The 22,069-nt window shown below is 71.4% G+C and carries 22 protein-coding genes; 9 read left to right on the plus strand and 13 right to left on the minus strand.

Translation table 11 applies throughout. The annotated features are described in order from the left end of the window. Positions 1-164 precede the first annotated feature (164 nt). The 3 genes from ACIRPU_RS42940 to ACIRPU_RS42950 are packed head-to-tail and all read right to left on the minus strand — an operon-like array spanning position 165 to position 3,223. A complete protein-coding gene (locus ACIRPU_RS42940; RefSeq protein WP_384124483.1) occupies positions 165-1,298 on the minus strand; it encodes an Mrp/NBP35 family ATP-binding protein in 1,134 nt (377 codons plus the stop codon). A 43-nt stretch (positions 1,299-1,341) separates the two neighbouring features. Then, positions 1,342-1,938, minus strand: coding sequence for a DUF1003 domain-containing protein (locus ACIRPU_RS42945; protein ID WP_403878262.1), 597 nt, complete (start codon positions 1,936-1,938; stop codon positions 1,342-1,344). Continuing rightward, positions 1,928-3,223: a magnesium transporter MgtE N-terminal domain-containing protein gene (locus ACIRPU_RS42950; RefSeq protein ID WP_403878265.1), complete on the minus strand. Its 1,296-nt coding sequence runs from the start codon at positions 3,221-3,223 to the stop codon at positions 1,928-1,930. The genes ACIRPU_RS42945 and ACIRPU_RS42950 overlap by 11 nt, the downstream gene beginning before the upstream one ends. A gap of 211 nt (positions 3,224-3,434) precedes the next feature. Between ACIRPU_RS42950 and ACIRPU_RS42955 the strand changes: the two genes are divergently transcribed. Further along, positions 3,435-4,187: a hypothetical protein gene (locus ACIRPU_RS42955; protein ID WP_403878268.1), complete on the plus strand. Its 753-nt coding sequence runs from the start codon at positions 3,435-3,437 to the stop codon at positions 4,185-4,187. A 36-nt stretch (positions 4,188-4,223) separates the two neighbouring features. Here the strand turns inward: ACIRPU_RS42955 and ACIRPU_RS42960 are convergent, their stop codons facing one another. Together ACIRPU_RS42960 and ACIRPU_RS42965 are read right to left on the minus strand one after the other, a co-directional pair. Then, positions 4,224-4,742, minus strand: coding sequence for a hypothetical protein (locus ACIRPU_RS42960; protein ID WP_403878270.1), 519 nt, complete (start codon positions 4,740-4,742; stop codon positions 4,224-4,226). Positions 4,743-4,774: 32 nt separating this feature from the next. Then, positions 4,775-5,905 (minus strand): magnesium and cobalt transport protein CorA, encoded by a 1,131-nt coding sequence (locus tag ACIRPU_RS42965; RefSeq protein ID WP_355710456.1) that lies wholly within the window; start codon positions 5,903-5,905, stop codon positions 4,775-4,777. Positions 5,906-6,396: 491 nt separating this feature from the next. Between ACIRPU_RS42965 and ACIRPU_RS42970 the strand changes: the two genes are divergently transcribed. Further along, positions 6,397-6,981, plus strand: a complete 585-nt coding sequence (locus ACIRPU_RS42970; RefSeq protein WP_385570002.1) for a suppressor of fused domain protein — start codon at positions 6,397-6,399, stop codon at positions 6,979-6,981. 62 nt (positions 6,982-7,043) lie between these two features. Here the strand turns inward: ACIRPU_RS42970 and ACIRPU_RS42975 are convergent, their stop codons facing one another. After that, complete coding sequence (locus tag ACIRPU_RS42975; RefSeq protein WP_355710470.1) at positions 7,044-8,267, minus strand: MFS transporter; 1,224 nt, start codon at positions 8,265-8,267, stop codon at positions 7,044-7,046. 167 nt (positions 8,268-8,434) lie between these two features. On the opposite strand from ACIRPU_RS42975, the gene ACIRPU_RS42980 reads away from it, so the two are divergent. The 3 genes from ACIRPU_RS42980 to ACIRPU_RS42990 all read left to right on the plus strand — a co-directional run bounded on the left by ACIRPU_RS42980 (position 8,435) and on the right by ACIRPU_RS42990 (position 10,919). Beyond that, positions 8,435-9,076: a DUF6758 family protein gene (locus ACIRPU_RS42980; RefSeq protein ID WP_355710452.1), complete on the plus strand. Its 642-nt coding sequence runs from the start codon at positions 8,435-8,437 to the stop codon at positions 9,074-9,076. 327 nt (positions 9,077-9,403) lie between these two features. Then, positions 9,404-10,261 (plus strand): PHP domain-containing protein, encoded by an 858-nt coding sequence (locus ACIRPU_RS42985; RefSeq protein ID WP_403878275.1) that lies wholly within the window; start codon positions 9,404-9,406, stop codon positions 10,259-10,261. A 52-nt stretch (positions 10,262-10,313) separates the two neighbouring features. Then, positions 10,314-10,919 (plus strand): MarC family protein, encoded by a 606-nt coding sequence (locus tag ACIRPU_RS42990; protein WP_355710448.1) that lies wholly within the window; start codon positions 10,314-10,316, stop codon positions 10,917-10,919. Positions 10,920-11,008: 89 nt separating this feature from the next. On the opposite strand, the gene ACIRPU_RS42995 is transcribed toward ACIRPU_RS42990, so the two are convergent. Then, entirely contained in the window at positions 11,009-11,161 is a 153-nt protein-coding gene (locus ACIRPU_RS42995; protein WP_351761219.1) for a hypothetical protein, read from the minus strand. Positions 11,162-11,357: 196 nt separating this feature from the next. Between ACIRPU_RS42995 and ACIRPU_RS43000 the strand changes: the two genes are divergently transcribed. After that, positions 11,358-12,254 (plus strand): NYN domain-containing protein, encoded by an 897-nt coding sequence (locus tag ACIRPU_RS43000; RefSeq protein WP_384124485.1) that lies wholly within the window; start codon positions 11,358-11,360, stop codon positions 12,252-12,254. A 69-nt stretch (positions 12,255-12,323) separates the two neighbouring features. Here ACIRPU_RS43000 and ACIRPU_RS43005 read toward each other — a convergent pair whose 3' ends face one another. Beyond that, complete coding sequence (locus tag ACIRPU_RS43005; RefSeq protein ID WP_403878280.1) at positions 12,324-13,205, minus strand: alpha/beta fold hydrolase; 882 nt, start codon at positions 13,203-13,205, stop codon at positions 12,324-12,326. A gap of 123 nt (positions 13,206-13,328) precedes the next feature. Then, entirely contained in the window at positions 13,329-16,220 is a 2,892-nt protein-coding gene (locus ACIRPU_RS43010) for a DEAD/DEAH box helicase (RefSeq protein WP_403878282.1), read from the minus strand. 498 nt (positions 16,221-16,718) lie between these two features. Between ACIRPU_RS43010 and ACIRPU_RS43015 the strand changes: the two genes are divergently transcribed. Further along, a complete protein-coding gene (locus ACIRPU_RS43015) occupies positions 16,719-17,456 on the plus strand; it encodes a ferritin-like fold-containing protein (RefSeq protein ID WP_355709588.1) in 738 nt (245 codons plus the stop codon). A 33-nt stretch (positions 17,457-17,489) separates the two neighbouring features. Here ACIRPU_RS43015 and ACIRPU_RS43020 read toward each other — a convergent pair whose 3' ends face one another. The 4 genes from ACIRPU_RS43020 to ACIRPU_RS43035 form a co-directional block, all read right to left on the minus strand. Continuing rightward, positions 17,490-17,756, minus strand: a complete 267-nt coding sequence (locus tag ACIRPU_RS43020; RefSeq protein WP_403878286.1) for a hypothetical protein — start codon at positions 17,754-17,756, stop codon at positions 17,490-17,492. A gap of 224 nt (positions 17,757-17,980) precedes the next feature. Beyond that, positions 17,981-18,208, minus strand: coding sequence for a DUF3107 domain-containing protein (locus tag ACIRPU_RS43025; RefSeq protein ID WP_020130831.1), 228 nt, complete (start codon positions 18,206-18,208; stop codon positions 17,981-17,983). 146 nt (positions 18,209-18,354) lie between these two features. Beyond that, positions 18,355-18,996: a TetR/AcrR family transcriptional regulator gene (locus ACIRPU_RS43030; protein WP_020130830.1), complete on the minus strand. Its 642-nt coding sequence runs from the start codon at positions 18,994-18,996 to the stop codon at positions 18,355-18,357. A 180-nt stretch (positions 18,997-19,176) separates the two neighbouring features. Then, on the minus strand, positions 19,177-19,395 hold the full coding sequence (locus ACIRPU_RS43035) for a hypothetical protein (RefSeq protein WP_355709581.1): 219 nt from the start codon (positions 19,393-19,395) through the stop codon (positions 19,177-19,179). Positions 19,396-19,638: 243 nt separating this feature from the next. On the opposite strand from ACIRPU_RS43035, the gene ACIRPU_RS43040 reads away from it, so the two are divergent. Next, positions 19,639-20,616 carry an alpha/beta fold hydrolase gene (locus tag ACIRPU_RS43040; protein ID WP_403878291.1) on the plus strand — a complete coding sequence of 326 codons (978 nt, stop codon included), beginning with the start codon at positions 19,639-19,641 and terminating at the stop codon, positions 20,614-20,616. Between the two features lie 7 nt (positions 20,617-20,623). Next, positions 20,624-22,042: a DUF3152 domain-containing protein gene (locus ACIRPU_RS43045; protein ID WP_403878294.1), complete on the plus strand. Its 1,419-nt coding sequence runs from the start codon at positions 20,624-20,626 to the stop codon at positions 22,040-22,042. Positions 22,043-22,069 lie beyond the last annotated feature (27 nt).

Here is a 22,069-nt window from a genome sequence, read left to right on the forward strand (position 1 = left end):
GGGGGGGGCTTGGGGGTGGGGCTTGCGGGCTCCCGGCCTGGGTTTCCACATAATAACGCCCACCCCCCGGCCCCCCCCCCCGCCCCCCCCCCGGGGGGGGCCCCCCCCGGGGGGGCCGCCCCCCCCGCTGTCGTACGAAGGGAAGTACGGGACCCGTGGCCGGGCTAGAACTTGTTCCTGGGCGTGATCCCGAGCGACAGCCCCGAGAGACCGCGCTGCCTGCCGCCCAGCTTGCCCGCGATGGCCCGCAGGGCGGAGCCCGCCGGGGACTCCGGGTCGGTCAGGACGACCGGCTTGCCCTCGTCGCCGCCCTCGCGCAGCCGGACGTCGATCGGGATGGAGCCGAGCACCGGGACGTTGGCGCCGGTCGTGCGGGTCAGTCCCTCGGCCACCGACTGTCCGCCGCCCGTGCCGAAGACGTCGACCATCTCCCCGCAGTGCGGGCAGGGCAGACCGGACATGTTCTCGACCACGCCGACGATCTTCTGGTGGGTCTGGACGGCGATGGAGCCCGCCCGTTCGGCCACCTCGGCCGCCGCCTGCTGCGGGGTCGTCACGACCAGGATCTCGGCGTTCGGGACGAGCTGCGCCACAGAGATCGCGATGTCGCCGGTGCCCGGCGGGAGGTCGAGCAGCAGCACGTCCAGGTCGCCCCAGTACACGTCCGCCAGGAACTGCTGGAGCGCGCGGTGGAGCATCGGGCCGCGCCAGACGACCGGGGCGTTGCCCGGGGTGAACATGCCGATGGAGATGACCTTCACGCCGTGCGCGGACGGCGGCATGATCATGTTCTCGACCTGGGTGGGACGGCCGTCCGCGCCCAGCATGCGCGGCACGCTGTGGCCGTAGATGTCGGCGTCGACCACGCCCACCTTGAGGCCGTCGGCCGCCATCGCCGCCGCCAGGTTCACGGTCACCGACGACTTGCCGACGCCGCCCTTGCCGGACGCGACCGCGTACACCCGGGTGAGCGAGCCCGGCTTGGCGAACGGGACCTCGCGCTCGGTCTGGCCGCCGCGCAGGGCGTTCGCCAGCTCCTTGCGCTGCTCGTCGCTCATGACGTCGAGGGTGACGTCGACGCGGGTGACGCCGTCCACCGCGGCGACCGCGTCGGTCACCCGCTGGGTGATCGTCTCGCGCATCGGGCAGCCGGAGACCGTCAGGTACACGGTGACCGCGACCGTCCCGTCCGCGTAGATCTCCACCGACTTCACCATCCCGAGCTCGGTGATGGGCCGGTTGATCTCGGGGTCGTTCACCGTCGCCAGTGCCTCGCGCACCGCGTCTTCGCTAACCATAAGGACGATGGTACGGCGACCTGCGGTGGCGCAGGTAAGCCCGTCACCGGTCTTCTACGTCACGTCCCCGCGGCCGTTCTGCCGGGAATACGGCATGTGCGCGATGTCCGTCCCGCCGCTCCTCCAGTTCCTTGACCATGTCCTGGAGCTCCGAGCGGATCCAGTCCCTGGTCGCGACCTCGCCGAGACCGATCCGCAGGGCGGCGATCTCCCGGGTCAGATACTCGGTGTCGGCGATGGACCGCTCGTTCGACTTGCGGTCCTGCTCCAGGTTGACCCGGTCACGGTCGTCCTGCCGGTTCTGCGCGAGCAGGATCAGCGGCGCCGCGTAGGAGGCCTGGAGCGACAGCATCAGGGTCAGGAAGATGAACGGGTAGTTGTCGAAGCGGAGGTCGCTCGGGGCGAAGATGTTCCACAGGACCCACGCGATGATGACGATCGTCATCCAGACGATGAACCGCCCGGTGCCCAGGAACCGCGCGATGCGTTCCGACAGCCGCCCGAAGGCCTCCGGGTCCCACTCGGGCAGGATCCGGTGCCGGGGCGACCGCGGCTGGTCCAGCCGGGCCCGCGGGCGGCTGGTCGCGGTGGCGCCGGCCGGGGTGCGCTCGGCGCGCCCCGGCTCGCGGTCAGGAGTCATGCGGGCCCACCTCCTCGGTCGTGTCCTCGTCGAGGTGGAACTCCGTCTCGCGCCAGTCCTCCGGCAGCATGTGGTCCAGGACGTCGTCCACGGTCACCGCGCCCAGCAGCGAGCCCGCCTCGTCGACGACGGGCGCCGCGACCATGTCGTACGTCGCGAAGAACCCGGCGACCACCGGCAGCGCCGCGTCCGGCGCCAGGGCCTGGAGATCGTCGTCGAGCATCGAGCTGACCAGCGTGTACGGGGGGTCGCGCAGCAGGCGCTGGAAGTGGACCGTGCCGAGGTACTTGCCGGTCGGGGTCTCGTCGGGCGGGCGGCAGACGTAGACCTGGGCGGCGAGGGCGGGGGAGAGGTCGCGGTTGCGCACCCGCGCGAGGGCGTCGGCGACGGTGGAGTCGGGACGCAGGATGATCGGCTCGGTGGTCATCAGACCGCCCGCGGTGTGCTCCTCGTACGACAGCAGGCGCCGCATGTCGGCCGCGTCGTCGGGCTGCATCAGGCTCAGCAGCCGCTCCTGGTCCTGCTCCGGGAGTTCGGAGAGCAGGTCGGCCGCGTCGTCGGGGTCCATGGCCTCCAGGACGTCCGCCGCGCGCTCCTCCTTCAGCTTGCCGAGGATCTCGATCTGGTCGTCCTCCGGGAGCTCTTCGAGGACGTCGGCGAGACGGTCGTCGTCGAGGGCGGCGGCGACCTCGGCGCGCCGCTTCGGCGACAGATGGTGCAGGACGTTGGCGAGGTCGGCGGGGCGCAGCTGCTCGAAGGTGGCGAGGAGGCTCTCCGCGCCCTGTCCGTGCTCCTCCAGCGAGAACCCGGTGACCGCCGACCACTCCACGGTCAGCGTCTCGCCCTTCGCCCGCCGGAAGGCGGTCGCCCTCTTCCCCTTGCGCACGAAGACCCGGTCGAGCTCCCAGTCCCGGCGGGCCGGCAGCTGCTGCACCGACACGTCGAGGACGGTGACCTCCTCGCCGGTCTCACCGAGCGTGACCCGCCGGTCGAGCAGCTCACCGAAGACGAGACGCTCGGTGGGCCGCTGCTCGAAGCGGCGGACGTTGAGCACGCCGGTGGTGATGACCTGACCGGACTCGATGCCGGTGACCCGGGTCATGGGCAGGAAGATGCGGCGCCGCGTGGACAGTTCGACGACCAGCCCGAGCACCCTCGGGGGCCGCCGCCGCACCCGCAGCATGACGACGAGGTCGCGCACCCGCCCCACCTGGTCGCCGCTGGGGTCGAAGACCGGAACACCGGAGAGGTGCGAGACGAAGATCCGCGGGGCGCCCGCTGCCATGACCGCACCTCCTTCCTCCGTACCGCCGGCCGTGCTGTTGCCGGTGATGTCCTTTTCCCCATTGCCCGCTCGTGCGGGCTTCAGGCTAGCCCGTCCCGATCGGAACCGCCCTGGTGGGCGGTCCGGACGGACCGGCTCCGCTCGCCCGCCGCGACCCCGGTACGCTGCCGTACGCCGCTCAGCACACCCCCGCAGAAAGGCGGCCTCCTCCGTGACTGCGATTCCCCAGGGCCGAACCCGCCGCGCCTCGCTGGTGAGCGCGATGTGCGCACTGGTCGTGGGCATGGGACTGAGCGGGTGCAGCGAGGATCCGGACGCGGGCACGAACGGGGTGGGCAAGCTGTCCGCCGCGCAGATCCAGTCGAAGGCGAAGGCGGCCGCCGGCGCCGTGGACGCGGTGCGGCTGGCCGGGAGCGTGGTCACCAGCGGGCACACGTACAAGCTGGACATGAGCCTGAAGGCGGACGGCGGCACCGGGTCGGTCACCGCGGAGGGGGCCACCTTCCACCTCCTGCGGGTCGGCGAGCAGCTGTACCTGAAGGCCGACGCGGCGTTCTGGAACAACGAGGACGGCAAGTCCGGCGACGGCGGTTCGGACACGGCGGCCGCCGACAAGCTCGACGGCAAGTACGTGAAGGTGCCGACGGGCGATCCCTCGTACAAGAAGTTCAGCGGCTTCACGGACAAGGACCTCCTCCTCGACGGTCTGCTGACACTGCACGGCTCGCTGGCCACCGACGGCCACCACGAGCAGTCCGGCGTCCGTACGATCCGCATCACCGGCGACGGCGGCTCCGGCGGCAAGCTGGACGTGTCGCTGGAGGGCAAGCCCTACCCGCTGCGCCTGGAGCGCGCCGGAGGCGCCGGAACGCTGAGTTTCTCCTCGTGGGGCAAGGACTTCGCCCTGAAGGAACCGGCGAAGGACGAGACGGTCGACTACGGGAAGCAGCTCCCGACCTCGTGAGCCGCCGCTCGCGGAACCGGCCGCTCGCGGCATCGGTCAGGCGCGTTTGCGCTTGCGCAGCAGCAGCTTCGGCAGCCCCGCGGGCGCCGGCTCTCGCGTGGTGGCGGGCGAGGGCACCGGCCGTGCCGCCAGATCCCCGTCGGGCAGCGGCAACGTGGCTCCCGTCGGCTCCAGGCGGAGCACCCGGCACTCGCGCGCCCAGCGCCCGGTCATCGCCTCGCCGTCGGGCGCGTTCAGCCGCTTGCCCTTGAGCTCGGCGACCGCCGCCTGCCAGGCCTCGGAGCCGGGCGCGAGGGCTACGACCTTCGCCGTCCAGGAGACCAGCCGGCCGCCCTTGTCCTTGCTGCGGACGGTGACCTCGGCAGAGCCGCCCTCGGTCAGTCCGGCCAGGGGCTGCTCCCCGGGCCCGTCGCCGACCACACAGACCGCGCCCTCGTGCCACACGTGCCAGAGCGCACGCTCGGCCGGTTCGCCGGCGCCCCGGACCCAGACGAGGCCGGACTTCTTGGTGGCCTCCTCGACGAGGGCCTGGTCGAGCAGCAGCTCTCTTGTCATGGGTTCACCCTAGTCAACCGGCGCCGGGGCCCTCACAGCCAGCCGTTGCGCTTCAGGGTGCGGTGGATGCCGACACAGAGCGCCACCATGGCCGACATGACCACGGGGTAGCCGAACTTCCAGTGCAGTTCCGGCATGTAGTCGAAGTTCATCCCGTACACCCCGCACACCATCGTCGGTACGGCGATGATGGCGGCCCAGGACGTGATCTTGCGCATGTCCTCGTTCTGCGCGACGGACGCCTGCGCGAGGTTGGCCTGGAGGATCGAGTTGAGCAGTTCGTCGAAGCCGATGACCTGCTCCTGGACCCGGGCGAGGTGGTCGGCGACGTCCCGGAAGTACTTCTGGATGTCGGGGTCGACCAGCCGCATCGGCCGCTCGCTCAGCAGCTGCATCGGCCGCAGCAGCGGCGACACCGCGCGCTTGAACTCCAGTACCTCACGCTTGAGTTGGTAGATCCGGCCGGCGTCCGTGCCGCGCGGGGTGCCCTTGCGTCCCGGCGAGAACACCTCCGTCTCGACCTCGTCGATGTCGTCCTGGACGGCGTCCGCGACCGCGATGTAGCCGTCGACGACGTGGTCGGCGATGGCGTGCAGCACCGCCGAGGGGCCCTTGGCGAGCAGCTCGGGGTCGTCCTGGAGGCGGTGGCGCAGCGCGCGCAGCGAGCCCTGGCCGCCGTGCCGGACGGTGATGAAGAAGTCCTTGCCGGTGAAGCACATGACCTCACCGGTCTCGACGACCTCGCTGTTGGCCGTGAGCCGGTCGTGCTCGATGTAGTGGATGGTCTTGAAGACCGTGAAGAGGGAGTCGTCGTAGCGCTCCAGCTTGGGCCGCTGGTGCGCCTGCACGGCGTCCTCCACGGCCAGCGGGTGCAGCCCGAACTCGCTGGCGATACCGGCGAATTCGGCCTCGGTCGGCTCGTGCAGGCCGATCCACACGAAGCCTCCGTCGCGCCGCACCCGGCGCATGGCCTCCTGCGGGGTCGGCGGCTGCGTGTACGCGACGCGCGAGCCGTCGCGGTAGACCGCGCAGTCGACGACGGCCGACGGCGTCGCGGGGTCGCGGGTGGTGTCGTAGGCGCCGGTGTCCATGCGCCCGCCCCCCTTGCGCAGGGAGGGGCGGGCCGGGCGGACAACGGCACGGAGGTCGCGGATCATCGACATGGCAGGCTCCTTCGCGACTAGCAAAGAAAGACCGCCACGACGGGTGGAACTGCCCGGAATGAGGACGTCCTGAGTGCGGAGGTTTGGCACGTCCACAAAGCGGGGAGCACCGCTCCGTCGCGGTGGCGAGCTTCGCTACTGAATCAGACCGGAGAGATCTGGCGGATCAGACAGATCGAGCAGATCAGGTGACAAAAGAAACGAAGTGCTCTTCCGCATGAAGATGAGCGCGAGAGATGGCGACCAGCCGGGGGCCAAGAAGCCGGAGCAGCTGCGTCAGCGGCAGGAAGAGCGAGTGGTACTGCACGGGTGACTTCGATCCATGACAGCCCCACCTCCTCCAGCCGGTCCCTCGTAAGGGAGTCTCGTCTGCGTCGGGGCAAGATCGCTACGCTTCTGCGTGCTGCCCCGAACCACCGGGCCAGAATAGCAGTCGACGGAAGTGTCAAGGCGCTGCTTTGCCCAGCACCGACGAGTTCTATGCTCGCCGCATGGTTGATGTTCTTCCTCTGGTAGAGGCCCGTCTGCGCAGCGCGCTCGGCGAGCCGGACGCCCGCGCCGCGGTCACCTTCCTCGGTACGGACCGCCTCGAGGTGCTGCGTTTCCACGAGGGCGACGTCGTCCGCTACGCCACGCTCGGCATGTCCGCGCAGCCGATGAGCGACCCGACGGCGATGCTCGCCGATCCGGTCGGGGGGCCGCGTGCCGAGCTGGTGCTGTCCGTCAGGCCGGGCGCGTCCGACACCGACAAGGTGCTCCGTCCGCTGGCCGTGCTCGCCGCGTCCCCGCAGGTCGAGGGCGTGGTCGTGGCTCCCGGCAGCTCACTCGACGTGGGTGAACCCCTGTGGCCCGGCGCCCCGTTCACCTCGGTCCTGGTCGCCGAGCCGGGCGGTCTGGTCGAGGATCTCGACCTCGACGAGCCGCTCGATCCGGTCCGCTTCCTGCCCCTGCTCCCCATGACCCCCAACGAGGCCGCCTGGAAGCGCGTGCACGGCGCCCAGGCCCTCCAGGAGCGCTGGCTGACGAACGGGACGGACCTCCGGGATCCGTCCCGGAAATCCGTCCCGCTCGATTGAGGTCTGGGGTGACCCATGTCACCAACGCTCGTGCGTCGCTCGTCAGTTGACGCCGGGTCGGCTCAGCCGGCGAAGACCGCGACCCCGTCCTCCGTCGCGTGCTTGGGCTCCAGCTCCTCGGCTTCGTGCGTGAGCGCCTTGCGCCGGACGACGACCACGACCGCGCCGAGCACCGCGGTGACCGCCGCGACGACGAACGGGACATGGATGTCGGTCCACTCCTCGATCTTCGGCGCGAAGTACGGCGCGGCCGCGGCCGCGAACCACCGCACGAAGTTGTAGCCGGCGCTCGCCACCGGGCGAGGGGCGTCCGAGACGCCGAGCGCCAGCTCGGTGTAGACGGTGTTGTTCACGCCGATGAACGCGCCCGACAGGATCGTGCAGACGATCGCCGTGGTGTGGTCGCCGTACCCGAGGGCGAACACGTCGACGGCGAGCAGCACGAGCGAGCCGCCGAGCACCTTCAGCGAGCCGAACCGCTCCTGGAGCCGCGGCGCCACGAGGACCGAGAAGACGGCGAGCAGCACGCCCCAGGCGAAGAACACCGCCCCCGACTTGTAGGGGGTCATGTTCAGCACGAACGGGGTGAAGGCCAGCACGGTGAAGAACGTGTAGTTGTAGAAGAACGCCGAGGCCGCCACGGAGGCGAGACCGCCGTGGCCGAGCGCCTTGATCGGGTCCAGGACGGAGATCTTCCGGGCCGGCTTCGGCTGGTCCTTCAGGAACACCGTGATGCACAGGAAGCCGATCGCCATCAGGAACGCGGTGCCGAAGAAGGGGTAGCGCCAGCTGGCGTCGCCGAGCAGCGCGCCGAGCAGCGGCCCGCAGGCCATGCCGAGGCCGAGGGCGGACTCGTACAGCAGGATGGCGGCCGCACTGCCGCCGGCCGCCGCGCCGACGATCACCGCGAGGGCGGTCGACACGAACAGCGCGTTGCCGAGCCCCCAGCCCGCCCGGAAGCCGACGAGTTCGCCGACCGAGCCCGAGGTGCCCGCGAGAGCCGCGAAGACGACGACGAGGGCGAGGCCCGCCAGCAGCGTCCTGCGGCCGCCGATCCGGCTGGAGACGAAGCCGGTGACCAGCATCGCGAACGCGGTGATCAGGAAGTACGAGGTGAAGAGCAGGGAGACCTGGCCGGCCGTGGCGTCCAGCCCCTGGGCGATGGACGGCAGGATCGGGTCGACGAGGCCGATGCCCATGAAGGCGACGACGGACGCGCCGGCCGTCGCCCACACCGCCTTCGGCTGCCGCAGGATGCTTCCGGCTCCCGCATCGAACGGGTCCATGGTTCCGCTCACTCCGCTCACCTCTCGAAGGTAGTTGGTATATACACACGATATGTTAGATCGCCTAATTAATGCAAGCTGCACGTAAATCTGGGGAGCAAGTCACTTCCGTCCGGACGGGTGATCGTCCTTGACGTGGGCGTGCTCGGGTAGGACCGTGGGGCTCTATGAGGGGCGAACCCAGTTGCCCGAAGTGTGGTGGCCGGGTCAGGGCTCCCGGACTCTTCGCCGATTCCTGGCAGTGCGATGTGCACGGGACGGTGCATCCGCTTCAGCCCGTGATCCCGCCCAGCGTCGAGGCCCTCGGCGTCGTCGTGCATCGCACACAGGTGCCGGTGTGGATGCCGTGGCCGCTGCCTGTCGGCTGGCTCTTCACGGGCGTCATGTACGCGGGGGACGACCGCAGCGGAGGCCGCGCCACCGCGGTGGCCTGCTCCGGGCCCGGCCCGCTCGGCGGTATGGGTGAGCTGGTCCTGGTCGCCGAGGAGCTGGGCGTCGGACTCGGTGCGCGTTACGCCGGGGTCGACGGACCGGACCCGGGCCCGTACATGAGCGTCGAGAAACCCCCGGAGGCCAAGGTCCTGGCCGCCGGCCGTCCGACCCCGCTCTGGCATGTCTCCGCCACCCCGGACGACCGGGCCGTCTTCGCGGGAGAGGCGCGCGGCCTGTGGCTGTGGGCCGTGGTGTGGCCCGAGCAGTCCGGGCTGCTGATGTACGACGAGCTGGTGCTCACCGATCTGCGGGACGCGGGGGCCGAGCTGGAACTTGTGCCGTGCGGGGCGCTGTCGCCGCGCCTGCTCAAGCCTTAGCGCTCCGCTGGGCTGGGCGGCTGGGCGGCTGGGCTCGGCGGCTTGGGGGGTGCGTCGTGCTTCCGGCCGTGGGAGCCTGCTGCGCCGTCGTGGCTGGTCGCGCAGTTCCCCGCGCTCCTGGGGGGTGGCGGTGCCGCGTGTGTCGCGTCCCCGGGGTGCCCGTGTCGCGTGCGTGTGCGCCGCGCCCCTGAGGCCGGTGGTGTCGCGGGTGTTTCGGTGGTGGGTGTGTAGGGGGTGCTCGGTGGTTTTGGGTGTGACAGGGGTGGTCTGATTACCGGCTATGCTGAAGCGTCCCCTTCCGTCCCGTCACCGCCTGGAGCCCGCGTCGTGCGCATCGATCTGCACTGCCACTCCACGGCCTCCGACGGTACGGACACCCCGGCCGAGCTGGTCCGCAACGCGGGTGCCGCCGGTCTGGACGTCGTCGCGCTGACCGATCACGACACCACCCGGGGACACGCCGAGGCCCTTGCCGCGCTGCCGCCGGGGCTCACGCTCGTGACCGGCGCCGAGCTGTCCTGCCGTGTCGACGGCATCGGCATGCACCTGCTGGCCTATCTGTTCGACCCCGAGGAGCCCGCCCTGCTCGCCGAGCGCGAGCTGGTGCGCGACGACCGGGTGCCGCGGGCGCGGGGAATGGTCACCCGGCTCAACGAGCTGGGCGTCCCCGTCACCTGGGAGCAGGTCGCGCGGATCGCGGGGGAGGGATCCGTCGGGCGGCCGCACGTCGCCACCGCCCTGGTGGAACTCGGCGTCGTGCCGACCGTGAACGACGCCTTCACCGGGCACTGGCTGGCCGACGGCGGCCGGGCCCATGTCGAGAAGCACGAGACCGATCCCTTCGAGGCGATCCGGCTGGTCAAGGGCGCCGGCGGGGTCACCGTCTTCGCGCACCCGGGCGCGAGCAAGCGCGGCCGCACGGTGCCGGAGTCCGTGATCGCCGAGCTGGCGGCCGCCGGTCTCGACGGCGTCGAGGTCGACCACATGGACCACGACGCGCACACGCGCGCACGGCTGCGCGGGTTCGCCGCCGAGCTGGGGCTGCTGGTCACCGGCTCGTCGGACTACCACGGCAGTCGCAAGACCTGCCGGCTCGGCGAGTACACGACCGACCCCGAGGTGTACGGGGAGATCACGCGGCGCGCCACCGGGGCGTTCCCGGTGCCGGGCACCGGCGGAGCCTGAGGCTCGCCTCCGCCCGTCCGGTCCACCCCTTTCCCGCAAGGCTCCTGCACTGATGTTCGACGTCGCCGTCTTCGGCTCCCTCTTCCTCACCCTTTTCGTCATCATGGATCCCCCCGGGATCACCCCGATCTTCCTCGCGCTGACCGCCGGACGCCCTGGCAAGGTGCAGAAGCGGATGGCCTTCCAGGCGGTCTGTGTGGCCGGCGGCGTGATCACCGTCTTCGGGCTCCTCGGGCACCAGATCCTCGACTATCTGCATGTCTCCGTCCCCGCGCTGATGATCGCGGGAGGCCTGCTGCTCCTGCTGATCGCGCTCGACCTGCTCACCGGCAAGACCGACGAGCCGAAGCAGACCAAGGACGTCAACGTCGCGCTCGTCCCGCTGGGCATGCCGCTGCTGGCCGGGCCCGGTGCGATCGTCTCCGTCATCCTCGCCGTGCAGAAGGCCGACGGCGCGGCCATGCAGATCTCGGTCTGGGTGGCCATCCTCGCCATCCATGTCGTGCTGTGGCTGGTGATGCGCTACTCGCTGCTGATCATCCGGGTCATCAAGGACGGCGGCGTGGTCCTGGTGACGCGGCTCGCGGGCATGATGCTCTCCGCGATCGCCGTGCAGCAGATCATCAACGGGATCACCCAGGTGATCAGGGCCGGCTGACCGGGCCCCGGTACATGCAGAGCCCCGGTACATGCAGAACCCCCTACGGCATCGCCGTAGGGGGTTCTGAAACCTGTGCGGGACCCGTGTTACGAGGCCGAGGTGTCGGCCGGACGGATCCACAACCGCTGCCCGATGGCTGCGGCCTGCTGAACGATCCGGTTGACGGAGGCGGCGTCCACGACGGTGCAGTCCACGGCCGTGCCGTCGACGTCGTCGAGTCGCATGATTTCGAAGCGCATTGGCTTCTCCCTTCGTCTGGTCATCCTCCTGAGGAGAACTACTTGGTTACACAGGGAGTCAACGGGATGCGTGTTACAAACATTCCCTACGCTAAAGAAATTTTTCGAACAACTAATTACTGACGAGTAAGGGGGTTTGCGGGGACTGAACGGGACCGGTTGTGTTCGCAGCGTGACCACCGGAACAATGGAAGCGATGAACGACGACCTCCCGGCCCTCGCCGCCCGTATCGACCGCACGAACGCGCTGCTGACACGCATGCTCGCCGAGGTGGCCAAGACGCCCTCGACCCACGCGATCTTCGTCGACGCGGGGTACCTGTACGCGGCCGCGGGACGTCTGGTGGCCGGGACCGAGGACCGCCGGGCCTTCGACCTCGACGCCGAGGGCCTGATCGAGGCGCTCATCGACCGCGCCCGCTCGATCTTCGCCGACAGCCGGCTGCTGCGCGTCTACTGGTACGACGGCGCCCGGCGCCGCATCCACACCACCGAGCAGCAGTGCATCGCCGAACTCCCCGACGTGAAGGTGCGGTTGGGCAACCTGAACGCCAACAACCAGCAGAAGGGCGTCGATTCGCTGATCCGGACCGACCTGGAGTCCCTGGCCCGGCACCGGGCCATCAGCGACGCGGCCCTGCTGGGCGGCGACGAGGACCTGGTCTCGGCGGTGGAGGCCGCCCAGGGGTACGGCGCCCGGGTGCACCTCTGGGGCATCGAGGCGCCGGAGGGCCGCAACCAGGCCGAGCCGCTGCTCTGGGAGGTCGACAGCCAGCGCACCCTCGACCTCGACTTCTTCAAGCCGTACGTCTCACGGCGCACCGCCCCGGCCTACGAGGGTCCCGGCGCGAACCGGCCCACCCGCGAGGCCGTCCGCTTCGTCGGTGCGCAGGTGGCGGCGAAGTGGCTGGCGGCCCGGGGCAGGGAGTCGCTGGCCGAGCTGCTGCCGGGCCACCCCTACCTCCCCGGCTCCGTCGACCAGGACCTTCTCGTGGAGGCGGAAGGCATCCTCCAGTACTCCCTGCGCGGCCAGGCCGACCTGAGACGCGCCCTGCGGGACGGCTTCTGGGAGCACGTGCAGACGCAGTACTAGGGCACGACCCGCAGTCCGGCTCTGACGCCCGGCGCAGGACCGGCCCCGACGCCCGGCGCAGGACCGGCCCTATCGCCCGGGGTGACGGTCCCAGAAGTCGGCCAGCGCGTGGGCCGTCGGCAGCGGCTGGTCCTGGTTCGGCGAGTGCTCGGCGCCCGGCACGACCGTCCGGTGCGCCCGCAGCTCCACGGCCATGGCGTCGAGGAGGGGCACCGGCCAGGTGTCGTCCCGCGCACCCGACAGGACATGGAACGGCAGCGGAACGGCCGCGAGTTCACCGACCCGGTCCGGCTCCACGCACAACTGACGCCCGGTCACCAGGAGTTGAGCGGGCTTGTGGTTCAGCCAGCGCAGCCGCAACAGCTCCGGCGCGGCGGACCCGCGGGCCGGACCGCCGACCTCCTCGGGCGGCCCCATCGCCAGGATCGCCTCCCACACCTGCGGCATCGACATCACCGCGAGCGCGTCGTGCAGCAGCTTCACGCGCTGCTTCTGGGAGTCCGAGATCTCGGCCGGGCCCGAGGAGACGAGCGTGAACGACACGAAGGGGGAGTGGTCGAGAAGGACGGCGGCCCGGGCGATCTGACCGCCGAGGGAGTGCCCCACCAGATGCACAGGGGTGTCGAGGGCCGCCGCCTGCGCCAGCACGTCCCGCGCCAACTCCTCGCGCGCGTAGGCGGATTCGTCGACGGCCGGCCCGTCGGACTCGTTCTGCCCTCGTCCGTCCACGGCGATGGCCCGGTAGCCGCGAGCCGCGAGCGGCTCGTGCATCCGGTGGAAGTCCTCCTTGCTCCCGGTGAAGCCGGGCAGCAACAGCGCGACACCCCGCTGCTCGACGCCGGCGGGCACGGGCGCGTCGACGACGGCGAACTCACCGCGCTCGGTCCGCAGCGGATACGAGCGCGCGCCGGCGGGCGGCGGGAAGGGGCTGCTGGTGCTGGGCCTGGTCACGCCCCGAGGCTACCGGGAGGGCCCTCCGCGCGCCGTCGGTGGGACCTCGCCCGGGAACGCCGACGGCCCGGCCCCTCGCCGAGGAGGGACCGGGCCGTCGGGCCGTCATGCCAGGCCGGTCGATCAGCCGTCCGCGGGCTCCGCGGCGACCGTCGCCTTGCGGGTGCGACGCACCCTCGGCTTCGCCTCCGCCGTGTCGACCGCGGTCTCGGCCTCGGCCGGGGCCGGGGTGGTGGCGGTCTTGCGGGTGCGGCGCGGCTTGGTGGCTTCCGCTTCCTGGGTGGCCTGGGCCGGGATGTCGGCGGTGGTAGCCGTCGTCTCGGGCTGGGCGGCCTTGCGGGTGGTGCGGCGGCGGGGCTTGGCCTCGGTCGCCTCGGTTGCCTCTGCCGTGTCGACGGCGGCTTCGGCCGGGGCCGCGGCTGCCGTCTTACGGGCGCGACGCGGCTTGACCGCCGCCGCGGCGGCCGCTGCGGCCTCCGCGATCGGCTCCGTCGCCGTGGCGGCCGTCTTGCGGGTACGGCGCGGCTTGGCCTCCGTGGCCTCGGCCGTGTCGACCGCGACCTCGGCCGGAGCCGCTGCCTTACGGGTGCGACGCGGCTTGGCCTCGGGCTCGACGACCGCCGGGGTCTCGACGACCGCGGGTGCCTCGACGACCGCCGGGGCTGCCGTCTTGCGGGTGCGGCGCGGCTTGGCCTCGGTGGCCTCGGCCGTGTCCGTGGTGGCTTCGACCGCGACAGTCGCCTTGCGCGTGGCGCGGCGACGCGGCTTGGCCTCCGTACCCTCCGCCGTGTCGACCGCGGTCTCGGCCTCGGCCGGGGCCGGGGTGGTGGCGGTCTTGCGGGTGCGGCGCGGCTTGGTGGCTTCCGCTTCCTGGGTGGCCTGGGCCGGGATGTCGGCGGTGGTGGCCGTCGTCTCGGGCTGGGCGGTCTTGCGGGTGGTGCGGCGGCGGGGCTTGGCCTCGGTCGCCTCTGCCGTGTCGACGGCGGCTTCGGCGGGGGCCGCGGCTGCCGTCTTACGGGCGCGACGCGGCTTGACCACGGTCTCGGCGGTGGCGACGGCCGCGATGGCCTCCGGGGCCGCCTCGACGGCCTCGACCACGGCTTCGGCCACGGCATCGGCCGGAGCCGTCGCCTTGCGGGTGCGGCGGCGCGGCCTGGTCTCCGTCGCCTCCGCCGTGTCGACGGCGGCCTCGGCCGCGGGGGCCTCGACGGCGGGGGCTTCGACGGCCGGCAGCTCCGTCACCGTGGCCGGTGCGGTCTGCGCGGTCTGCGCGGTCTTGCGGGTACGGCGGCGGCGCGGCGCGGCCTCCGGAGCGGTCTCCGGGGCGGTGCCCTCCGCGGTCGCCACGGCAGCTTCCGCCGCCTCGGCGACGGGCTCGACGGTCGCCGCGTCGGCCGGCACGGCCGTCACGACGGCGGCCTCGTGCCCGGAGCCGTTGCGGGTACGGCGCCGACGGCGCGGGGTACGCGGGCCGGCGGTCTCGTCCGCCACGGGCGTCGGCTCGGCCACGGGGGCCTGCTCGGCAGCCGTGGTCCCGGCGGGCGTCGCGTCGAGCGGCGAGCCGTTGCGCGTACGGCGACGGCGACGGGGCGTACGGGCCGAACGCTCGAACTCGTCGGAGCGCCCTGCGGTCTGCTCGTCGGAGCGGGACTCGCCACGGCCACCGCGGTCACCGCGACCGTCTCGGTCACCGCGACCGTCTCGGTCACCGCGACCGTCTCGGTCACCACGGCCACCTTGGTCGCCACGGCCACCTCGGTCGCCACGACCGCCCCGGTCACCACGGTCGCCGCGGTCACCACGACCGCGCGCTCCGCGGCCGCCCGGCTCGCCGAGGTCCTCGAGCTCCTCCGCGTCGAGCCCGGCGCGGGTGCGCTCGGAGCGCGGCAGGACACCCTTGGTGCCCGCGGGGATGCCGAGTTCCTCGAAGAAGTGCGGAGAGGTGGAGTACGTCTCCGGCGGGTTGCCGAAGTCGAGCTCCAGCGCCTTGTTGATGAGCTGCCAGCGCGGGATGTCGTCCCAGTCGACCAGCGTGATCGCGATGCCCTTGGCGCCCGCGCGGCCGGTACGGCCGATGCGGTGCAGGTACGTCTTCTCGTCCTCGGGGGACTGGTAGTTGATGACGTGTGTGACGCCCTCGACGTCGATGCCGCGGGCGGCCACGTCGGTGCAGACGAGGACGTCGACCTTGCCGTTGCGGAAGGCGCGCAGCGCCTGCTCGCGGGCGCCCTGGCCGAGGTCGCCGTGGACCGCGCCGGAGGCGAAGCCGCGCTGCTGGAGCTGGTCGGCCAGGTCGGCCGCCGTGCGCTTGGTACGGCAGAACACCATGACCAGCCCGCGGCCGTCGGCCTGCAGGATGCGCGAGACCATCTCGGGCTTGTCCATGTTGTGCGCGCGGTACACGTGCTGCTTGGTGTTCGCGACGGTCCTGCCCGCGTCGTCCGGCGACGTGGCGTTGATGTGCGTGGGCTGCGACATGTAGCGGCGCGCGAGACCGATGACCGCGCCCGGCATGGTCGCCGAGAACAGCATGGTCTGACGCTTCGCCGGAAGCATGTTGATGATCTTCTCGACGTCGGGCAGGAAGCCCAGGTCGAGCATCTCGTCGGCCTCGTCCAGGACGAGCGACTTGATGTGCTTGAGGTCGAGCTTCTTCTGGCCCGCGAGGTCCAGCAGGCGGCCCGGGGTGCCGACGACCACGTCGACGCCCTTCTTGAGGGCCTCGACCTGGGGCTCGTAGGCGCGGCCGCCGTAGATGGCGAGAACGCGCACGTTGCGCACCTTGCCCGCGGTCAGCAGGTCGTTGGTGACCTGCGTGCACAGCTCACGGGTGGGGACGACGATGAGCGCCTGCGGGGCGTCGGTGAGGTCCTCGGGACGGGCGCGGCCTGCTTCGACGTCGGCGGGGACGGTCACGCGCTCGAGGAGCGGGAGTCCGAAGCCGAGGGTCTTGCCGGTGCCGGTCTTCGCCTGGCCGATGACGTCCGTGCCCGTGAGGGCCACCGGGAGGGTCATCTCCTGGATCGGGAAGGGACTGATGATGCCGACGGCCTCAAGGGCCTCGACGGTCTCGGAAAGGATGCCGAGCTCTCGGAACGTAGTCAGGGTGCTGCCTCTTCTGTGTGCGCGGTGCGAGGCGAACGCGGGGGTCGTGTCAGGACCGTGCCGGGGGACGTCGGCTGCCTCACGGGCCAGCCGGCAAGACACGGGACCTCTGCCGACGCTCTAGCGCTCGTACCGCTGAGGGGGTCCCCTCCGGGTTGCCGTACGCGCAGTGCCGTACGGGCGAGGAGGGCTGTCGGGTCGGAGCCGATCGGGCCACCGACCGGGCATCCTCATACATGCAGCCCGTCGAATATTCGGCAGGCGCATTACCACCATACCCCGGAATCATGCACACGTGATGGCCGATTCGGTCACGTTGTGGTTGTCACAGTGCCGGAGGTGGTCCCGTACGTCTTCGTCGTCACACTGATTGACCAGGGACTTCCACCGTACGGTGAGCGGGCTATTGTGCGCTTCATGACGACCTCTGACAAGCCTGAGAACACCGCCACCGGCATCGCCGCCCAGGACTGGACGACGGCCGCGGCCGACCCGCAGTACCGGGCCGCGGTCGTGGATCTGCTGGGTGCGTTGGCGTACGGCGAGCTGGCGGCGTTCGAGCGGCTCGCGGAGGACGCCAAACTGGCGCCCACGCTGGAGGACAAGGCGGAGCTGGCGAAGATGGCGTCGGCCGAGTTCCACCACTTCGAGCGGCTGCACGACCGGCTCACCGAGATCGGTGAGGAGCCGACGCTGGCGATGGAGCCGTTCGTCGCCGCGCTCGACGGCTTCCACCGGCAGACGGCCCCGTCGGACTGGCTGGAGGGCCTCGTCAAGGCGTACGTCGGCGACTCGATCGCCAGCGACTTCTACCGCGAGGTCGCGGTGCGCCTGGACACCGACAGCCGCGCCCTGGTGCTGGCCGTGCTGGACGACACCGGCCACGCCGGCTTCGCGGTGGACCGGGTGCGTGGCGCGATCGACGCCGACCCGCGGGTGGGCGGACGGCTCGCGCTGTGGGCGCGGCGGCTGATGGGCGAGGCCCTGTCGCAGTCCCAGCGGGTGGTCGCGGACCGCGACGCGCTGTCGACGATGCTCGTGGGCGGTGTCGCGGACGGCTTCGACCTCGCCGAGGTCGGCCGGATGTTCTCCCGGATCACCGAGGCGCACACGAAGCGGATGGCGGCGCTGGGGCTGGCGGCCTAGTCGGTCCCGTCGGCCCGCCGGCCGCCGCCGGCCTCAGGCCGGGGCCGACCGGCGGAGCCGGCCGGCCGGGCGCAGCAGCAGGGAGAGCGAGGCGGCGGAGACGATCGCGGCGCCGAGAAGACTCGCCAGGCCGATGCCGGGGCCCAGCGCGCTGTGGGTGACGAAGTCACCGAACAGGGCTCCCGCGACGCCCGTCGCGAAGACGAGGGTGCGGACCGGCAGACGGTGGGAGAAGCGGTGGACCGCCGCCCACGCGAGCACGAGACCGAGCACAGCGGAGCCGAGCGCTTCCAAGATCATATGGGTCCCTCCCGGACGGTGGGGCTCTGCATCAAGGTCGTAGCCCGTCATACCCGTGACCTGCGGAATGCAATCCTCCTCTGTGGCCGGGTTGTGCTCCGTCTGTGGAGAAGACGCCGACAGCGAAAAACCGCCGCGAATCCGGCGGCGAGAACGTTCGGCGGCGAGAACGTGAGTGGGGCCCGGCGACCATCTGGTCGCCGGGCCCCACTCACGTGCTTCGCCTACAGAGCGCCGAAGCCCACCTTGCGCGGAGCGGGCTCGCCCAGCTCGACGTAGGCCAGGCGGTCGGCCGGAACCAGGACCTTGCGGCCGTGCTGGTCCACGAGGCTGAGCAGCTGCGACTTTCCGGCCAGGGCCTCGGCCACCACGCGCTCGACCTCCTCGGGAGTCTGACCGCTCTCCAGAACGATCTCGCGGGGTGCGTGCAGCACGCCGATCTTGACCTCCACGGCTATGTCCCTCCGACGGTCATGAGGTGCGCGGGCGTCCGCGCCGTACGCTGCACACATTAGCCCGGTGAGGGGACGTTCACGGCGCGGCCGTCCACGCCAGGAGCGAACAGCGGGCGGGAACAAACGGCCGGGCGTCCCCGCGGTCAGTGCTGATCGGTGCCGTGCAGCGGGAAACCGGCGATGCCCCGCCAGGCCAGCGAGGCCAGCAGCTGCACCGCCTGGTCGCGCGGCACGCTGCGGTCGCTGTGCAGCCAGGACCGCGCCACGACCTGGGCGAGGCCGCCCAGACCCGAGGCGAGCAGCATCGACTCCGCGCGGGAGAGGCCCGTGTCCTCCGCGATGACCTCGCAGATCGCCTCGGCGCACTCGGTGGTCACCTTGTCGACGCGCTCGCGCACCGCGGGCTCGTTCGTCAGGTCCGACTCGAAGACCAGACGGAAGGCGCCGCCGTCGTCCTCGACGTACGCGAAATACGCGTCCATCGTGGCGCGGACCCGCTGCTTGTTGTCGGTCGTCGAGGCGAGCGCGCCGCGCACGGCCTGGATGAGCGACTCGCAGTGCTGGTCCAGCAGGGCCAGGTACAGGTCGAGCTTGCCGGGGAAGTGCTGGTACAGCACCGGCTTGCTGACTCCGGCCCGCTCGGCGATGTCGTCCATGGCGGCGGAGTGGTAGCCCTGCGCCACGAAGACTTCCTGGGCGGCGCCCAGCAGCTGGTTCCGTCGGGCACGGCGCGGCAAGCGGGTGCCTCGCGGGCGCGCCGCCTCTGTCTGCTCGATGGCTGTCACGCCGCCTCCCAAAGTGGTCCTCATGCGGTGAGCGCCGCGTCGCCATCGTACTTTTCGGTAACCCTGGTGTGCGCGGTGCGCGTGCAGAATTTCACGGACTGGACGACGACAAAAGCGGTGTAAACAGTTTCGGACCGGGATGTTACGGGCATACTCCGCCCCGCTCCAGCTCGGCGCATGTCAGCGATAGTCGTCCTCGTCGAGCGACACGACGCGGGCCTGTTCGACAAGGTCGGCTTCGTTGGCCCGGGTGGGATCCACGTCCTCCAGAGAGTCGTCGCGTTCCGGGGTGACGTCCTTGTACTGCTCGGCGGCGTCGTTCTCCGGCGCCTCGACGTCGAGCTCCCCGAAGTCGTCGTCCTCTTCGAACGTCTCCGGGTCGGTGGGGTCAACGGCCATGGTGGGCTCCCTTCCTACGAACGTCCCTGCGAGGTGCAGGGGCCACAAGCGGGTGCCCTCGGTACGAGCCTAGGAGACACCCGTTTCGGACGCCAAGCGATCGCTGTGCTGAGTGCCCCCGATTCGCGCCGGTATGGCTCGGGCGCGGTGTCGGCGCGGCGCCCGAGCCACACGCGCGTGCGACCCGCGCGTGTGATGGCGAACACACAAAGGCGCGCGTGATCGTCTCGTAACATTGCCCGCATGTCTTCGACCGAGCTGCCCTCCGTGCCGCCCACCAGTGTGCTGCCGAAGGCGATCGCCGTCCGGGTCGCCGAGGGCGAGCGGCTCCGGTCGGTCGGGCTGCCGGGGGTCACGTTGACGGTCCGTTCCAGGCCGCCCGTGCGCGAGGGGCTCGAGCCCGCGCTGTACGTGCACGGCCTGGGCGGTTCCTCGCAGAACTGGTCCGCGCTGATGGCGCTGCTCGACGGGGCGGTGGCGAGCGAGGCCTTGGATCTGCCGGGCTTCGGCGACTCCCCGCCGCCGGACGACGGCAACTACTCCATCACGGCACACGCGCGTGCCGTCATCCGCTATCTCGACGCCGTCGATCGCGGACCCGTGCACCTGTTCGGCAACTCGCTCGGCGGCGCGGTGTCCACGCGCGTCGCCGCGGTCCGGCCCGACCTGGTGCGGACGCTGACGCTGGTGTCGCCCGCGCTGCCGGAGTTGCGGGTGCAGCGGACGGCGGTGCCCACGGGACTGGTCGGGCTGCCCGGGGTGGCCGCGCTCTTCACCAGGTTCACCCGCGAGTGGACCGCCGAGCAGCGCGTCCGCGGTGTCACGGCGCTCTGTTACGGCGATCCCGGGCGGGTCAGTCCGGACGCGTTCCGCCACGCGGTGGAGGAGCTGGAGCGCCGCCTTCAGCTGCCGTACTTCTGGGACGCGCTGACGCGTTCCACGCGCGGCCTGCTCAGCGCGTACACGCTGGGAGGCCAACACGGGCTCTGGCGTCAGGCCGAGCGCGTCCTCGCACCGACCCTCCTGGTCTACGGTGGTCGCGACCAGCTCGTCGGTTTCCGCATGGCGCAGCGGGCCGCCCGCACCTTCCGTGACTCCCGCCTGCTCACGCTGCCCGACGCCGGGCACGTGGCGATGATGGAGTATCCCGAGACGGTGGCGACGGCGTTCCGGGAGCTCCTGGCCGACACCGCCACCGCGACCGAGAACTCGGGAGGCTGAGACCGACGTGGGACGCCACAGCCGGCGTGGACCCGCGCCCAAGAGTGCCGCCAAGGGCGGCTCCAAGGGCGCGTCGCAGGGGGCTCCTCCGGAGCCGCCCCTCCAGGGAGACCCGCGCGGCGCCCGCGTCCAGGTACCGCCCCCGGGGTACGACGGAACCCCCTCGCACGGAGTGCCCCGCTTCCCCTTTCCCGACGGGACTCCGGCCCATGGCTTCCCGCAGGTGCGCGGCGGTCACCCCGAGCAGCGCGAAGGCGGGGGAGGCTGGGGTGACTTGAGAGGACGATCAGCGGGTACCGGGCAGCCCGTGATACCGCGTCAGCGACCCATGCCCCAGGACGGCCCGCGTCAGAGCCCCCGTCAAGGTTCCCGCCAGGGCCCTCGTCAGGACTACCTCGATGCCTTCGGCGAGGACGATGAAGATGTGTTCACGCGCGCGAGAACGCCGTCCGCGGCCTCGCGCGTGCAGGATCCATACGCCACCGCCACCATCGACCGGGACGCCGTCTCCCGTGCGGCCGTCGCGGTCGGCGCCGACGGGCGCGACGGGGACGACGACCACCTGCCCTCCGCCGGTGGGCCCGTGACCGCTCAAGGAGTCAGGGGGCGGACGTTCGGCGGTATCGCGGCCGCCGCCGTCACCACGGTGTTGGCCGTCGTCGTGGCCGGGCAGGTCGCCACCGGCCGGGACGACGACTCCGGCCGGTCGCGGTCCGCCTCCGGGCAGACCCGTGAGGCCGTCGACGACGCCGCCGCGCGCGGGGAGGACCGGCCGAGCCCGTCCGTGTCCGCCGGCGCGGCAGGGGCGGCCGGCGGCGTGGCCACGCTGACGTACGCGCAGGGGATGGCCACGAAGTACGCGCTCAGCGCCAAGCTCAAGGGGTCGGGAAAGTTCGACGCCGTCGCGGGCGTGGACAAGGCCCCCGGCAAGGGGCAGAAGTACACCTACCGGGTGGACGTGGAACAGGGCCTCGGGCTCGACGGCGAACTCTTCGCGCAGGCCGTGCAGAAGACGCTCAACGACGCCCGCAGCTGGGCCCACGACGGCGCCCGCACCTTCGAGCGGATCCACTCGGGCAAGGCCGACTTCGTCATCACGCTCGCCAGTCCGGGCACCACCGCGGTGTGGTGCGCCAAGTCGGGTCTGGACACCACGGAGGACAACGTCTCCTGCGACTCCGCCTCCACCGAACGCGTGATGATCAACGCCTATCGGTGGGCCCAGGGGTCGGAGACCTTCGGCGACAAGATGTACGCCTACCGGCAGATGCTGATCAACCACGAGGTCGGCCACCGTCTCGGCTACAGCCACGTCACCTGCGACAAGGACGGCGAGCTGGCGCCGGTCATGCAGCAGCAGACGAAATTCCTCGACCACGACGGGATCCACTGCCTGCCCAACGCCTGGCCCTATCCCAGCAGTTGAGCCACAGGGGAGGACAGGTGTCACAGG

The organism is Streptomyces sp. NPDC102259 (assembly GCF_044766465.1).
Taxonomy (GTDB): Bacteria; Actinomycetota; Actinomycetes; order Streptomycetales; family Streptomycetaceae; genus Streptomyces.